This window comes from Psychrobacter sp. N25K4-3-2 (assembly GCF_015351755.1).
Classification (GTDB): Bacteria; Pseudomonadota; Gammaproteobacteria; order Pseudomonadales; family Moraxellaceae; genus Psychrobacter; species Psychrobacter glaciei.
The window spans coordinates 477,694-493,824 of record NZ_JADKLX010000003.1 but is presented as its reverse complement, the minus strand read 5'-3'; the positions used below and the strand labels follow the sequence as shown (position 1 = coordinate 493,824).

Sequence of the window (16,131 nt, the reverse complement as noted above, 5' to 3'; positions counted from 1 at the left end):
ATTAAAAAAAATATGTTAATATAACCTATATTATTACTTATCCTTTATGATCAATACATGCTATAAAACCAGTCAACGTTGCCCTTCTTATCATGCGACTTACTCGTCATGATGGATGGGTCAGAGAATACAAAAAATCCTTTTATTATGAACCCTTGATTAGGCGTGACTGCCTAAAGGAAACACCCTATGTCCTTCTCTCCTTTTTCTAAAGCCATGCCAACTGCTGATAAATTTTCACGCAACCCTTTGTCTCGGGTCATCATAGGTGCCTTATTAGTCATCGTCGCAGCCGGCTGCTCAAACAATAGCGCGGATGCCACCAATAGTAATGCCAGCGTGGTCAACAGTGCTCAAGCCAAAACGAGCAATACCGCTACCGGTAATGATGCCGCTGTGGTTACAGCGCTTCAGGCCAACTTAAACGCTTCTGGGATTGAAGAAAAAATCGTCTCAGCTGTACCGACAGATATGGATGGTATTTACTGGGTGACTGCTGAAGGACTGCCTGCTTTCTTTACTGATAAATCTGGTAAACACATTATTCAGGGTCAGATTATCGCTGTGGGTGACGCAGCTCCAGTTGATATCAGTGCGGCACTAGTCGCTAGTACCGCGCAAGAAGCGCTAAAAGCCGTCGATAAAAAAGAGATGGTCATTTATCCAGCAAAAGGTACGACCAAAGCCGTTGTTTATGCCTTTACCGATGCAGACTGTGGCTACTGTCGCAAACTACACTCAGAGATGGATGATATCAATGCGCGCGGTATCGAAGTGCGTTATTTGGCATGGCCACGCGGTCAAGAGTCAGTGCCAAAAATGGAAGCTATTTGGTGTAGCCAAGATCGCAAAGCTGCCATGAATCAGGCAAAAATGGGCGCCAATGTACAAGCGCCTAGCTGTGCCAATCCTGTACAAGCGCATATGGCTTTAGGATCAAGGCTTGGGGTACGTGGTACACCTGCTATCTTCACTGAAGCAGGAGAGCAAGTGGGTGGTTATCTACCAGCCGCAGAATTGGCCCAAGCAGTCGGTGCTATTTAATCGATCGCCATATGATATTTTTGATATTGTTGACCCCAGCGACATTGAGTAGACGTCACAAGCGCTTGTCGGTATGATACGATAAAGCGCGATGCAATATTAGCAATTCCATTTTTATTTGAGCATTTTTTATTCAACTATAATGAAGCAGTTAAACTGGCAGCACCAGATAATGCGCACAGACTGTACGTTTAGTACCGCAGGCTCATTTGACATTGCCACAGCGTTATACTCGCGTCATTATATTTAACCTCTTGAGGATACTGTGAGTAATTCCATCAAACTAGCGATACTTGGTCTGGGCACCGTCGGAACAGGCGTGATCAATCTAATCAACGACAATTTAGATGAACTAAAACGCCGTAGCGGACGCGACATTATAATCACCGAAGTGGGTACGCGTCGTCAGCGTGATGATATTGATTCAAATATCATGCAAAACAGTGACTTGATGGCAATTGCGGCAAGCGACAATGTCGATATCGTTATCGAAGTGATTGGTGGCACTACCCTAGCCAAAGACGTCATCATGCATGCTATCAAAAATGGCAAGCATGTCGTGACCGCAAACAAAGCATTATTGGCTGAGCATGGCAATGAGATCTTCGCTTTCGCTGAGGCCAACAACGTCCACGTCGCTTATGAAGCGGCGGTGGCAGGCGGTATTCCGATTATTAAGGTGATGCGTGAGGCGCTTGCTGCCAATAAAATTGATTGGCTCGCAGGTATCATCAACGGTACTGGTAACTTTATCATGACCGAAATGCGGGATAAAGGTCGTCCGTTTGCCGACGTACTAAGTGAAGCGCAAGAGCTGGGTTACGCAGAAGCAGATCCCACTTTCGATGTCGAGGGCATTGATGCGGCGCATAAATTGGCGCTACTTGCCTCGATCGCCTTTGGCATTCCGCTACAGTTTGATAAAGTCTACTGTGAAGGTATCACTGGTATTACTCTGCAAGATGTCAACTATGCCGAAGAGCTTGGCTACCGTATCAAGCATTTAGGATTTGCGGTACGCCGTGATGGCCAAGGCAATGCTGATGATGCTGGTGTTGAATTGCGCGTACACCCGACACTTATTCCACAAGACGCATTACTTGCTAACGTCAATGGCGTAAAGAATGCGGTACTGGTCAACTCGCACCCGCTTGGACAAACGTTGTATTGCGGTGATGGCGCTGGTGCTGGTGCAACCGCTTCTGCGGTGATGGCTGACGTCATGGATTTAGTCCGTGTCCTAGGCAATACTGACTGTGACGATCAAGGCAACAGCAATCAAAACAACCACGGCCACCATGTGCCGCATCTTGCGTTTATTCCTGAACAGCTGTCAGACACGCCAATATTACGTGCTGAACAGATGATTACTGGCTATTATTTACGCGTCCATGCTTATGACAGTCCGGGCGTGTTAGCAGATATTACTCGCATCCTAAGCGATGCTGGTATCAACATCGACGCGATTTTGCAAAAGCCTGCTCATAAACTGGGTCAAGTACCTGTCATTATATTGACGCTGCCAGTGGTTGAGAGTCAAATGAATCTGGCCATCGAAAAAATCGAAAAGCTAGATACGATTACCGATAAAGTCGTTCGTATTCGTTTGGATGAGCTTGCTTAGGTCAGAAGTTTGGAACCGATGATTAATGGTTAATAATGGGTGCTTTCATAACTAGGATATGTCCTCATTTTGAATGCTAGATCTTTCAATTATTGAGGCCTCTGAATGCTTAGTACCTTAGAAGTACTGATGAAGTATTGATATAGAGAACAATAACGATACTTCTAAGCATGGACTATAACCTTGAATAAAATCTAGAAGTACTCATATTATTAATTAATCACAATAATTTTATTAAAATATTTTTGTTAAAACAAATGGAAAGGAAGAATAACAATGTCAAATGATGCAATTGTAATTTTAAACGGCGCACGTACCCCAATGGGTGGCTTCCAAGGCGCTCTAAAAGACGTGAGTGCGACCGACTTAGGTGCAACAGCGATTAAAGCCGCTGTTGAGCGCTCTGGTGTTAGTCCGGATAATATTGATGAAGTAATTATGGGCTGTATCTTGACCGCTGGTTTGGGTCAAGGCCCTGCCCGTCAGGCCATGCGTAAAGCAGGTCTGTCTGATGCCACAGGTGCTGTCACCATCAATAAGCTTTGCGGCTCAGGTCTAAAAGCAGTCATGCAAGCGCATGATGGTATCAAAGCTGGTAGCTTTAATGTCGCGGTTGCTGGCGGCATGGAATCAATGACCAACGCACCTTACCTCATGCCAGGGTCACGTGGCGGCTACCGTATGGGTCACAAAGAAGTCAAAGATCACATGTTCCTAGACGGTCTAGAAGACGCCGAAACTGGTAAGCTAATGGGCATGTTCGCTCAAGAAATGGCCATTGAAAAAGGCTATACCCGTGAGCAGATGGATGCGTTTGCTATCGAATCGCTAAATCGTGCCCTAACAGCTATCAAAGATGGTCACTTCTCAGACGAGATCACGCCTGTTACCTTTGAAACCCGCAAAGGCGAGCAAACGGTCGATACTGATGAACAACCAGCACTTGCAAACGCTGATCGCATCCCGACCTTGCGTCCAGCATTTGCTAAAGACGGTACGATTACTGCCGCTAATGCTAGCTCAATCTCAGATGGTGCTGCGGCTGTCGTAGTCATGAAAGAGTCACAAGCGAAGGCCGAAGGTCTTGATTATCAAGCTCGTATCGTGGCGACTGCTTCGAACTCACGCCATCCAAGTGAATTCACCATCGCGCCGATCGGTGCAATCGAGAAAGTATTGACGGGTGCTGGCTGGTCAGTAGCAGATGTCGATTTATGGGAAATCAATGAAGCTTTTGCGATGGTCACTATGGCCGCTATGGACGAGCTAAAAATCGACCATGCTAAAGTAAACGTTGAAGGCGGCGCTTGTGCCCTTGGTCACCCAGTTGGCTGTTCAGGTGCGCGCATCCTAATAACGCTTATCAACTCTCTAAAACGTACTGGCGGTAAAAAAGGCGTTGCTACGCTATGTATCGGTGGCGGTGAAGCGGTAGCGGTTGCTATTGAATTGCCGTAAGCATCAACCGTACTGGAACGTCGTTTTTTAAATAGAACGCACGATCTGATCTTGTATGTATGTCTTACTCAAAAACCGCACTGCTAATTGCTCTGCGGTTTTTTTATGCATAAAAACCTCTCAATAGATGAATAATGTTCTTTACAGTAAGAAATCCTTAACTCAAAAATATATATTTATCCTGTCTTTTACAGCCTATTACACGCGATTACTTCAAGCGCACACTTTGCTACCTTGCTCATGTATCTCATCTAAAATCATGATGTTATGATAATTACAAGTTGATGTAGAAGCTATTTAACACCGCTAGCTACAGTGCTTGATTTTAGTAAAGCAATAAGAGCTCCATAAAAATAATGATTGTTTTAAAAAATTTAGCTTTATGACAGAACCGTTAATCATTTACTCATATAAAAGGAAGATAATAATGAGCCAACTAATTCGTTTAAAAGATATTCAAGCTACCCACCGTGATCTTATTGGTGATGACTATTATGACCCAACAGGCAAAGTAGCTTATGGCGTCAATGAAGAAAAAATCGGTAAAATTGAAGGTGCTCTAGTAGAAGATACGACTGGCCGCATTCGTTATCTAATCGTTGATGCGGGTGGTTGGTTTAGCTCAAAAGAAGTATTAGTCCCAGCAGGTTTAGCACGTATCGTTGGTGATGACGTATTCTTTGATAGCTTGACACAGGCGCAAGTAGAAGCAATGGACGTCTACGATCACGACTATCAGTACAGTTATAAAGAGCAATATGAAAAAGATCGTCAATCATTCGTTGCTGACAGCGTACCAACAGAAGAGCGTATGGAAATTGCTGAGCATAACTACGAAGCGCCAAACACGCTAGAGCTGCTAGAAGAGCGTCTGACCGTTAATAAAGACCGTATCGTCGCTGGTCTGGTAAAAGTTGGTAAGCATGTCGTTACTGAAGAACGCAACGTCGATGTCGAGTTAGAAGAAGAACACGCTAATATCGAACGTACCAATGTCGACCGCCCTACTGATCGTCATATCGGTGACGTGAACGGTAATGAAAGTATCGAAGTAGAGCTATCAGCAGAACGCGCTCGCGTCGGCAAAGAAACCTATGTTTCAGAAGAAGTGAACGTTGGTAAGACGACTGAACGTCATACTGAAACCATCGTTGATACCATTCAACGTGAAGAGTTAGACATTGATCGTGATGGTAATGTGGTTGACCGTAAAGGCAATATTGTCGACCGCGACGGTATCACCGCTGAAGATGTACGCCGCGCTCGTGGCATGTAATATGCTAAAAACAGTCGCTGGTTGTTGCAAATTAGATAAGCAAACAAGCAGCAAGTGACCGTTACTAGCAGCTGAGTATCTTACTTAGCTTAGAAAGGCCAGAGCCCGTCTCTGGTCTTTTTTTTATATTAGATACTATCTTTTTTAACTTGGTGTAATTTATAAGTTCGTATAAATTTTCCTCGTGTGCTATGTCCTTTGCATTTCAAAGACTTCGATAAACTTATCCCACCAGCGCTATTTTTTGAAATAAATCGACGATATGATGACGTTAACCGTCATTGGTAAAATTGATGTTTTATAATAAAAAATCTTCAACAATGTATTTTTGAAATCTATTTACTAATAACAAGGAAGACTAAAATGACAGCTAATAATAACCGTTTAAACCAAGCAGTGAATACTGAGGAAACGCTAGCAACTGACACAAATATGCCTATTGCTGATCATGGTGTTGAGACTAAACAAAGTGGTGAAAATGAACTTACTGCGCCCAATCATGACAAAGATCCACTTACTGCTTTGAACCAAAGAGGAAATGGCGGACGTTTGGAATTATTAGAAGAACGCCCTGTCATCAACAAAGAACGCTTAGATGTAGGCAAGGTAACTGTCACTAAGCACTCTCGAACCAAGACGATTCAAGTGCCGATTGAATTGATAGAAGAATATATTACCGTCCGTACTGAGTATCATGATGCCGAAAGTCAGGATTTACTGTCGGGTAATTACGATGATAAAGACATACTGCGCCATGTTGAGCCAGCACTTGATAGCAGAGCAGTTATTACTATCAATGATAAGCAGGTTGAAATCGGTGATGAGCCCGTAGAAATCATCTTATCGCGTCAAGTGGCGACCATCACCAAAGATACCTATGTCATTCAAGAAGTTGACGTCAACAAAAGCACGCATACGCATACTGACCGTATTGAAGTAGAGCTCAAGCATGAAGAGCTAGAGGTAACAGAGGAAGGGTTTTTGGAGCATGAGCGCACATCTACTTATAAAAAATAAATGGCCTTTGTGAATAACTCAAAAATCAGATATAAAAAAAGCAACGACAACGTTGCTTTTTTCTTGATAGCTTACTGATAGTATTCACAAAAATGAAAGTATAGTCGGTTCAATATAATTTGGATACAAGGAAAACGAATGAAAGTACTACCTACTGTAGACTAGACGAGTTTGACGAAGCTAGGGCGTGTCCTCATTTTGCTTTTTGAATTTGGTATTATTATGATGTTTTCTTACATTCATAAGTGCTCACATTAGCGGCATCTGCACCTGCTGTTCGCATCACACCGGTTTCGCGCGCTTCATGTGCCACACGCCACTGAACAAAACCTGCTTCCCCATCCATACCAGTCGCAGCTTCAAATACTTCAGGATTGCTAGCATCATTGGTTTTCATCAAGGTTGCTGTTCCTTGAGCGGTAGCAAGGACCACTTGGTTATCAGCGTCTTTATAAGTCGCTTCAACTTGTAGTTCAGGGGCACACAAATAATTTATTTGTGTCACACCACCATTCACTGAGGCAACCGTATCGTTCTCGACCTGACTGGCTGACGCATCTGTAGGAGCGACGATCACATCATTAGGTTCGGCAGGGTCAGCAGACATAGGCACAGATTGTTCCGCACTTATATCGTCTTCTAGGCTTTGTTCAGGCTCTTGCTTTTGCTGACAGGCACTAACGGTTAGCGCGCCAGCCAATAAAGCTGTCATCGCAACAGAGGTACGCAACTGTTTTAATCGTTCTAAACTCATAATACTCTCCCAAATAGATATGCTAAACACTATAGCGTGTCCATAAATTCACGCCTATGCTGAATTTGTAAGTAATCAATACAAAGTGTTTGGGCATTTCATAAGAGCATGCTCCGACCATAAAATACAGTTTAACCATAAAAAGACGCTCTAACGAATATAAGAAAGCCCCTATCTGAATTAGATAAGGGCTTTCTTATTGATTTATCAGTCTATAAGCACGAGGTTATGACAACTAATGACTAGATTTTGCCATGGCACTGTTTATACTTAAGTCCTGAACCACAAGGACAAGGTGCATTACGGCTGATGTTCATACCAGCGTAAGGGTTGGGTTCATTAGCATGACCACCATTGCCAGCCACAGCAGCACTCATGCCAGCTGCCGCAACACCGCCACCAGTGCTCCGGTTCTGTGATTGCGGTTGACCAGCTGGACTGTTTGAGCTACTATCCAAATTATCCACATCATCATGCTCGAATTGCATGCGCATATGCGCAGCATTCTCACGCTGCTGAATCTCTAATGCTTCTAACTCTTCTTTGGTTGGAATATGCACACGTGATAAATCTTGTACGGTCTCTGATTTAATCGCCCCTAGCATCATTTGGAACAACTCAAATGATTCACGCTTATATTCTTGCTCAGGGTTTTTTTGCGCATAACCACGCAGATGAATGCCTTTACGCAGCTGATCCATTTGCGTCAGATGTTCTTTCCAATGTTTATCTAGGCTCTGAAGCATAAAGTGACGCTCAAGCTGGGCAGCATCCTTTTCTCCCATCTGCTCACGGCGACCATGATAATGATCCAGTGCTGTCTGAATGATTTTGGCGCGTAGCCCTTCTTCATCCAGGCGGCGATCTTCATCTAGCCAATCATTAATCGGCATTGATATCTTAAACTCATCTTCAAGCTCATCTTCTAGACTGTCAACATTCCATTGGTCATCGATAGAGCCTGGCGGAATAAATTGGCTGATCATGGCGTTATAGACTTCATGATGCATGATTTCAATGGCTTCTAACAAATCCATATCTGCTAACAAATCATCGCGCTGACCGTAGATGACTTTACGCTGCTCATTGGCAACATCATCATATTTGAGCAAGTTTTTACGCGCATCAAAATCGCGACTTTCTACTTTGCCTTGGGCGTTTTCAATCGATTTTGAGACCATTTTATGCTCAATGGCTTCGTCTTCTTTGAGACCCATGGCACGCATCATATTTACGACACGATCGCCTGCGAAGATACGCATCAAGTCATCTTCGAGCGATAAAAAGAAACGTGACATACCAGGGTCACCTTGACGACCAGCACGACCACGTAGCTGATTATCAATACGGCGCGATTCATGACGCTCAGAACCAATGATATGCAAACCACCTGCGGCAACGACTTGGTCATGCCTAACTTGCCATTCCGCTTTGAGGCGCTTCATCTCTTCTGGGCTGACAGAGTCAATGTCTTCGATAAACGATTGCCAGTTACCACCAAGAATAATATCTGTACCACGACCAGCCATGTTGGTGGCAATCGTGACAGATGTTGGGCTACCCGCTTGCGCGATAATTTCTGCTTCACGCTCATGCTGCTTGGCGTTTAGAACGTTGTGCTTGACGCCTTCTTCATCGAGCAAATAAGACAACTCTTCACTGGCTTCAATCGTCGCCGTACCCACCAAGACTGGCGCACCTTTGGCTTGAATCTCTTTGATTTCGCGGATGATGCCTTTGTATTTGCCTAACTTGGTTAAGAAAATCTGGTCATCCATATCGATACGTGCAATTGGCTCGTGCGTTGGGATAACGATGACATCTAAGTCATAGGTTGACTTAAATTCTGCCGCTTCAGTATCAGCCGTACCCGTCATACCAGATAATTTTTCATACAGACGGAAGTAGTTCTGAAATGTCGTTGTTGCCAGCGTTTGGTTTTCTGCTTGAATTTCAGCATTTTCCTTGGCTTCTACCGCTTGATGCAGACCTTCTGACCAGCGACGACCAGGCATCGTACGACCAGTATTTTCATCAACGATGACCACTTCGCCTTCATCAACGATGTAATGAACGTTTTTGACAAACACATGATGAGCGCGGATGGCTGCTTGTACGTGAGCCAACAATGGCAAACGGCTTGGGCTATATAAACTTTCGTTTTCGCCAAGCTCGCCAACTTCAATTAAGAAGCGCTCAATTTTTTCATAGCCTTTTTCGCTAATCTCAATCTGACGGTTCTTTTCATCAATCCAAAAATCTTCTTCTTCGTTGTTCTTGTTGGCTTCTTCGTCCTTTGAACGGATTAGCACAGGAATAATAGTGTTAATCAACGCGTACATACGTGAAGAATCTTCGGCTTGACCCGAGATAATCAGCGGCGTACGAGCTTCATCAATTAAGATAGAGTCAATTTCATCAATAATACAGAAGTTTAATGAGCGCTGCTTTTTCTCGCCTAAACTAAACACCATGTTGTCGCGTAGATAATCAAAGCCGTATTCATTATTGGTACCGTAAGTGATATCGGCTTGATAAGCATCAATCTTTTCTTGTGGCGGTTGCTGCGAATAAATAACCCCAACCGTCATGCCCAAAAAGCTAAATAATGGACGGTTCAATTCAGCATCACGCGCTGCCAAATAATCGTTGACCGTGACCAGATGCACACCTTTACCGCTGATGCCATTTAGATACATGGCTAAGGTACCCATTAAGGTTTTACCCTCACCGGTTTTCATCTCAGCGATTTTGCCTTCGTGCAAGGTGATACCACCGATCAGCTGCACATCGTAGTGACGCATGCCATTGACCCGTAGTGACGCTTCACGGCAGACGGCAAACGCTTCTGGTAACAATGCATCTAAGCTCTCACCTTTTTGATGGCGGGCTTTAAACTCTTCGGTTTTTTGCTGTAATTGCTCATCAGACAGGGCTTGTATTTCAGCTTCTCGTGCGTTGATCTTGCTGACCACTTTGCGCATGCGCTTTAGTTCGCGGTCATTTTTGGTGCCAACGACACTGCCTATAATCTTTGATAACATAATTTTTTGACCTATGGAAATATTCGATAATTAGTGCGCATTAGCTAAGGTTTAGTGTGCTGCCTTGTCATTCTTGTCATCACCCGACTAAGTAACGCTTAACAAAGCACTGATTAACAAAGCACTCATGAATAAGATACTGCCTGATAACATGTCGCCTAATGAAGTATCGCCCAACTAAGTGTGCCGTCATTATATATGGTTATGGCGCTGATGGATACAAGGGCAACGAGCAGATATTTGCTGACGTAAAAGTGGCGCAGGACGTGTTAAAATAGCGCTTATACCTTTAAGGTACTTAGCTTTTGAACGCCTTGTTCAAAGCCATAGTTTGATGACTATTCATTCTTATAACCACATCATTTCACCCATCGTAAACTTATCTAAGAACCACAAGAGACCGTGCATGACTGTCAAACCAATCGCTCAAAGCCCTCATTCACCTGAACCGTTAGTCATAGGTGACGCCGTTTATCATTTAGCAGACCATACGCCGATGATGGTGCAATATCTAACCATGAAAGCCAATTATCCACAAGCGCTACTGCTGTACCGCATGGGTGATTTTTATGAGTTATTTTTCGATGATGCCAAGCGCGCGGCACAAATATTGGATATCACGCTCACTCGCCGTGGTACGGACAAAGCAGGCAACACAATTGCGATGGCAGGCGTACCATTTCATGCGGCTGACAGCTATATGGCACGGCTGATTGCGGCTGGGCAGACAGTTGTCGTCTGCGAGCAAATCGACGAATCAACCACTGGCAATGCGAGTAATAAATCCAATACGCCTACGATGGGCGATAAGCAAAAAAAAGATAAAAGCAAATCGACCGCTGGCAGTATTATGCGCCGTGAAGTGGTCAAAACTCTGACGGCAGGTACGATTACCGATGATGCATTAATTGCGCCAAACCATACCCCTACTGTGGTCGCCATTGATATTGCTATGCCTAAATCGAATAGCAATCAGCCACTACAAGCTGCCATTAGCCAAATGGATTTAGCCGCTGGCACGTTGACCACCCAAAGCCTGACAGCGGATAAAAATGATATCGAAGGCTTACAAACCCAAATACTGACGGTGCTCGCACGCTTCGCGCCCAGTGAATGTATCATTAGCGAAGTACTCAGCGATAGTATTAGCGGTACTGATGCAGAATGGCTGCTATGGCTACGTCAAAATCTTGACTGCCCTATTATCGAAGTCGCTGCCAATGACTTTCATCCTGAGCATGCCAGCTCAACCTTATGCCAGCAGTTTGGCGTGCAACGTCTCGATGGTCTAGGAATTAGTGATGCACCGTTGGCGCAATCTAGCTGTGCTGCGCTTATTCATTATGCTCGGCAAACTCAGCAGCGTCATGTACCACAAGTCAATCAACTCATCGTTGAGTATAATGATGATTATCTGATTATCGATGCCAATAGTCAGCAAAACCTTGAGCTATTTACGCCTGTCAGCAACAGCGGCACTTCATTGATATCAGTGCTAAACCACTGTCAGACTCCGATGGGTAGACGATTGCTGGTACAGCAGATGAAGCGCCCTTTACGTCAGCATTCACGTATCAATATGCGCCTAAATGCGATAACCAGTCTTTTGCAAACAGACAATCAAACTGACGAAAATAAACAGCTGAAGCAAAACTTAGAAAGTAATTCACTAGTCAGTAACTTACGCGAGACCCTAAATGCCATCGGCGATATTGAGCGAATCAGTAGCCGAATCGGTCTGATGAGCGCCAAGCCACGCGACTTACGTAAACTCGCTGATGGTATCGCTAGTAGTGCGCAGATTACTACTCTACTGATAAATTCAGGCATTAGCCAAGAGCAGTCAGGACTGTTGCCGATGCTAATGCAGCAATTGCCTGACCAGTTGCCTGCGGTACAGTCCGTCGCCGAGCTGATTGAGCGTGCCATTATCGCAGAACCGCCTGCACATATCCGTGATGGTGGTATGCTTGCGGCTGGCTATGATGAAGAGTTTGATCGCTTGACTCATCTGCATGACAATATTCAAACGACATTGGATGAGATGGTAGAGCGTGCACGTCAAGAGAGCCAATTACCCAGCCTAAAAGTCGGCTTTAATAAAGTCAGTGGCTTTTATTTTGAACTGCCCAAAATGCAGGCAAAAAATGCACCGGCGCACTTTATCCGTCGGCAAACGCTCAAAAGCAGCGAGCGTTTTATTACTGATGAGCTAAAACAGGTCGAGACCGAGTATCTGAGCGCACAAACCTTAGCATTGACTCGTGAAAAGCAGCTGTATCACGAACTGTTAACCATTTTAAGCAGCCATTTAGCTGAACTACAACAGCTGAGCGCTGCGATCGCCCAAATAGATGTGCTTAGCAATTGGGCACAGCTCGCAGTGATTTATAACTGGCAACGCCCAGTGATGAGCAATGAATCAAAAGATGATAGTGGCTTAGAAAGCGGCTTAAACAACAATCACTCGAAGAATGTCTTGAATAATAATAGTCAAACCAGTATCGACATCAAAGCAGGTCGTCATGTCGTCGTTGAAGCCGTACTAAATCCAACTAACCTTGGAAATAGCACCAATCAAAACAGTCATGCAAAGCATACTAGCCAGTTCGTTGCCAATGATTGCGCACTTGGTAGCGCTGGAAACCCTGAACGCCTGTTAATGATTACCGGTCCCAATATGGGCGGAAAATCGACCTATATGCGTCAAACGGCTCTTATAGTCCTACTGGCGCATTGCGGTAGCTTTGTCCCAGCTGAGCATGCGCATATTGGCGACATTGATCGTATCTTTACCCGTATTGGCTCGGCTGATGATTTAGCGGGCGGCAAATCCACCTTTATGGTGGAGATGATTGAAACTGCTAATATTCTCAATCAAGCAACGAATAAATCACTCGTATTAATGGATGAAGTCGGACGTGGTACGGCGACCACTGACGGTCTGGCAATTGCTCATGCCTGTGTCAATCGCTTGGTCGAGATTGGCTGCCTAACCTTATTTGCCACTCATTATTTTGAGCTGACACAATTGTCAAAGGATGGTGAAGCCAATCATGCTAACATTCGTAATGTCCATGTCGCTGCCAGTGAAGTTGATGGTCAGTTGCTACTACTACATCAAATTCGCGAAGGTGCCGCCAGCTCTAGCTTTGGATTACACGTCGCCAAGATGGCTGGCATTCCTATTCAGGTATTAAATGATGCCAAGCGTTATTTAGTAGACAACTTGAAAATAGATAACTTGAAAATAAATAGCGTAAAAATAGAAAATGAAAAAGTTGTTGTTGATAAAGTTGATGACAAAAATGAATTAGCTAAGTCAGTAAAGGATAAACGCCAGCAGGCTTATAATGGTCATCCTCTAGACCAAGAGGTGAGCCATACTACTCAAGCATCGAACACGCTCAATAATCCACAGCAAAATCAGCTATTTAGCTTACAAGATGAACTAAGCGCCATCAACCCTGACAATCTAACACCGAAGCAAGCACATGACCTTCTCTATCATCTTAAGAAATTCATTAGTCATTAAAGGGAATTGTCAAATAGCCTTAAAGGCGCTAAAATATGTCCTATCCTAATATAAGAATTTTCATCTATTTATTAGCTCAACCAATAACAGGTAGACATCACTATGACCTTTGTCGTTACAGATAACTGCATTCTTTGCAAATACACCGACTGTGTGGAAGTCTGTCCTGTGGACTGCTTTTATGAAGGCCCAAACTTCCTCGTCATCGATCCTGATGAGTGTATCGACTGCGCACTATGCGAGCCTGAATGTCCGGCCAATGCGATCTTCTCAGAAGATGAAGTACCCAAAGATCAAGAGATGTTCACTCAGCTAAACGAAGAACTGGCACAGAAATGGCCAAACATCACAGAGATGAAAGGGCAAATGCCAGAAGCTGAAAAGTGGGATGGCGTACAAGGTAAGATTCAATATTTAGAGAAATAAATAGCTCTTTAACACTGCTCAATGTATTGAGACAATAAGAAACCACTTAATGGCGATATGCGGTTAGGTGGTTTTTTATTGCATAGATAGTAAATATCTCTATCAACTGAGCAAGCTATAGGCTAGCGTTATAGCTACAAGAATTGGGTAAATATAACGCGTCTATATCGCTGCTACAGCTCCAAGAGCCTGAACTTGTGCGTAGCCACTCTATTTTTTTGCCTAATAGTTTCGGGTTCACTTGATTAGATACGATGGCAGTAATACTGGTCGTCAATGTCAGTGGATTACTCAGTTGTGCTACACCCATGTTGTTGGGTAGAACAACCCCTACTTGTGAGCCACCTACTATCAGGTTGGAAGCCGATGCGCGTGGATCACAATCATTCGTTCCTAACCCAATCACTGTCCGACCTGTCTGTATACATTCTTCTACTGTCAGTCGTAGCTGTCCAATCTCATTAATCACTCTCGTCGCTTGGGTCTTGCCAATATAAATCTGATATTGAGGAATAGCAATCGCAGCTAATATACCGATAATAGCCACCACAATCATCAACTCAATCAAAGTAAAGCCCATTTGGGTCAGGGAGTGACGATTTTGAGTCGTTTTAATAGTAGTCATGGCATTTGTATCAAGTTATCAAAGTTAACCTAATATTGCACACCATGTGCCATCACTCCTTTAAAATAGATGATTAATGGGTTAAATACTCATATATCTTCGTTTTGAGATTATGATCCACTCCTGTATCTGGCGTGCCGTTACTCAATAATGCAATCACCCTGCCGCGCTCATCTACTGCAACTAACGTTGATAACCCTAATAAGCTACCATCTCTATAATAAACAGTGGCAGATTTCGAATTTGGTTGATAAGGGAGCATTGCATAACCATAGCACTCCTCTGTTACATCACGCATATTACAGATTATATCAGCATCCAATGACGTAATATTTGGAGCGGGCTTTTTTGCCATTTTCCAAACTTGCTGCGCCAAGTCTTTTGCATTACCTGACAGCCCTGCCGATGATGCCAGCGCATCATAATCAAACGCGGTATAAATATCAGCATAACCAGTCAACCCTGTTTCTAAATAATTATAAGTTACTTCATCATCCATCGCTGCGTTCGATACAAAACGTAAGCTAGTATCCGAAAAATTGTACTGCTGCGTAATGATATCTTTATAGGTTTTATTTTTATTCAGTCGACTAACCACTTCACCCAATAAGCAGTAGCCTAAATTGGAATAGCTGGTTTTGCGGCCAGGCTCAAAGCCAAGCTCAATATCATTCAAACCATCTAGATGATTGGGGCAAATATCCTTGCCGATACCAAACATATCCTGACCAAACATACTATAACGATCGAAACCAGCTCGATGTAGCAATAACTGACGGATAGTGATATCGTTGATACGGGCATCTTTTGGTGAATCAATCTCGGTGATGATTGTGTGCAATTTAGTGTCTAGCGATAGCTTGCCATTCTTTATAAGTGATAAAACTGCATCTGACGTCCATAGCTTAGTTATGCTGGCATAACGAAAGCGTGTTTGTTCAGTAATAGGCATCGATATAACTGGATATCGTCCTACATAGCCATTTTCGCAGTGATATAAATTGCCACTTGAATCAATATACGCAATTTGATTGGCGGGAGCATTATTATGGCGGGTTTGATACTTTAACATATCGGCTAGCCATAGAGGACTACCATCACTACAGCTGATATTGGCGACAGACAGTTCGGCACGTATTGGGTAGGTCTTTAGCCATAGCTGACTACGAGCGGATGTATTCACATAATAATAGACAATCAGAGTAACGATGGCCAGTATAAATAAGAGCTTGAGAATATATACAGCATAAAATTGTTTTTTATTTATATTATTAAGCAGCATGACTAAACCATTTGAATTTATGTTAAATTTTTTACAAAAAAATAAG

The 16,131-nt window shown here is 43.6% G+C and carries 11 protein-coding genes; 7 read left to right on the top strand and 4 right to left on the bottom strand.

Annotation, left to right across the window (positions count from 1 at the left end):
• Nucleotides 1–189: 189 nt before the first annotated feature.
• From IOD06_RS09980 to IOD06_RS09960, 5 genes are all read left to right on the top strand, one after another.
• On the top strand, nucleotides 190–1,044 hold the full coding sequence (locus tag IOD06_RS09980) for a DsbC family protein (protein ID WP_194620761.1): 855 nt from the start codon (nucleotides 190–192) through the stop codon (nucleotides 1,042–1,044).
• Nucleotides 1,045–1,309: 265 nt separating this feature from the next.
• Entirely contained in the window at nucleotides 1,310–2,668 is a 1,359-nt protein-coding gene (locus IOD06_RS09975; RefSeq protein WP_189582975.1) for a homoserine dehydrogenase, read from the top strand.
• A gap of 276 nt (nucleotides 2,669–2,944) precedes the next feature.
• Nucleotides 2,945–4,126, top strand: a complete 1,182-nt coding sequence (locus IOD06_RS09970) for a thiolase family protein (RefSeq protein WP_194620760.1) — start codon at nucleotides 2,945–2,947, stop codon at nucleotides 4,124–4,126.
• A gap of 427 nt (nucleotides 4,127–4,553) precedes the next feature.
• Complete coding sequence (locus tag IOD06_RS09965) at nucleotides 4,554–5,402, top strand: DUF2382 domain-containing protein (protein ID WP_194620759.1); 849 nt, start codon at nucleotides 4,554–4,556, stop codon at nucleotides 5,400–5,402.
• 363 nt (nucleotides 5,403–5,765) lie between these two features.
• Nucleotides 5,766–6,419, top strand: a complete 654-nt coding sequence (locus tag IOD06_RS09960; RefSeq protein ID WP_194620758.1) for a YsnF/AvaK domain-containing protein — start codon at nucleotides 5,766–5,768, stop codon at nucleotides 6,417–6,419.
• Nucleotides 6,420–6,639: 220 nt separating this feature from the next.
• Here IOD06_RS09960 and IOD06_RS09955 read toward each other — a convergent pair whose 3' ends face one another.
• Together IOD06_RS09955 and secA are read right to left on the bottom strand one after the other, a co-directional pair.
• Complete coding sequence (locus IOD06_RS09955) at nucleotides 6,640–7,173, bottom strand: hypothetical protein (RefSeq protein WP_194620757.1); 534 nt, start codon at nucleotides 7,171–7,173, stop codon at nucleotides 6,640–6,642.
• A gap of 242 nt (nucleotides 7,174–7,415) precedes the next feature.
• Nucleotides 7,416–10,217 carry a preprotein translocase subunit SecA gene (secA, locus tag IOD06_RS09950; RefSeq protein WP_194620756.1) on the bottom strand — a complete coding sequence of 934 codons (2,802 nt, stop codon included), beginning with the start codon at nucleotides 10,215–10,217 and terminating at the stop codon, nucleotides 7,416–7,418.
• A 406-nt stretch (nucleotides 10,218–10,623) separates the two neighbouring features.
• Here secA and mutS point away from each other — a divergent pair, with 406 nt between their 5' ends.
• Both mutS and fdxA read left to right on the top strand, forming a co-directional pair.
• Nucleotides 10,624–13,752 (top strand): DNA mismatch repair protein MutS, encoded by a 3,129-nt coding sequence (mutS, locus tag IOD06_RS09945; protein ID WP_194620755.1) that lies wholly within the window; start codon nucleotides 10,624–10,626, stop codon nucleotides 13,750–13,752.
• Nucleotides 13,753–13,854: 102 nt separating this feature from the next.
• Nucleotides 13,855–14,178, top strand: coding sequence for a ferredoxin FdxA (fdxA, locus tag IOD06_RS09940; RefSeq protein ID WP_194620754.1), 324 nt, complete (start codon nucleotides 13,855–13,857; stop codon nucleotides 14,176–14,178).
• A gap of 115 nt (nucleotides 14,179–14,293) precedes the next feature.
• Here fdxA and IOD06_RS13620 read toward each other — a convergent pair whose 3' ends face one another.
• Nucleotides 14,294–14,803: a pilin gene (locus tag IOD06_RS13620; RefSeq protein ID WP_194620753.1), complete on the bottom strand. Its 510-nt coding sequence runs from the start codon at nucleotides 14,801–14,803 to the stop codon at nucleotides 14,294–14,296.
• A gap of 73 nt (nucleotides 14,804–14,876) precedes the next feature.
• On the bottom strand, nucleotides 14,877–16,085 hold the full coding sequence (locus IOD06_RS09930; protein WP_194620752.1) for a serine hydrolase: 1,209 nt from the start codon (nucleotides 16,083–16,085) through the stop codon (nucleotides 14,877–14,879).
• Between the last annotated feature and the right edge of the window lie 46 nt (nucleotides 16,086–16,131).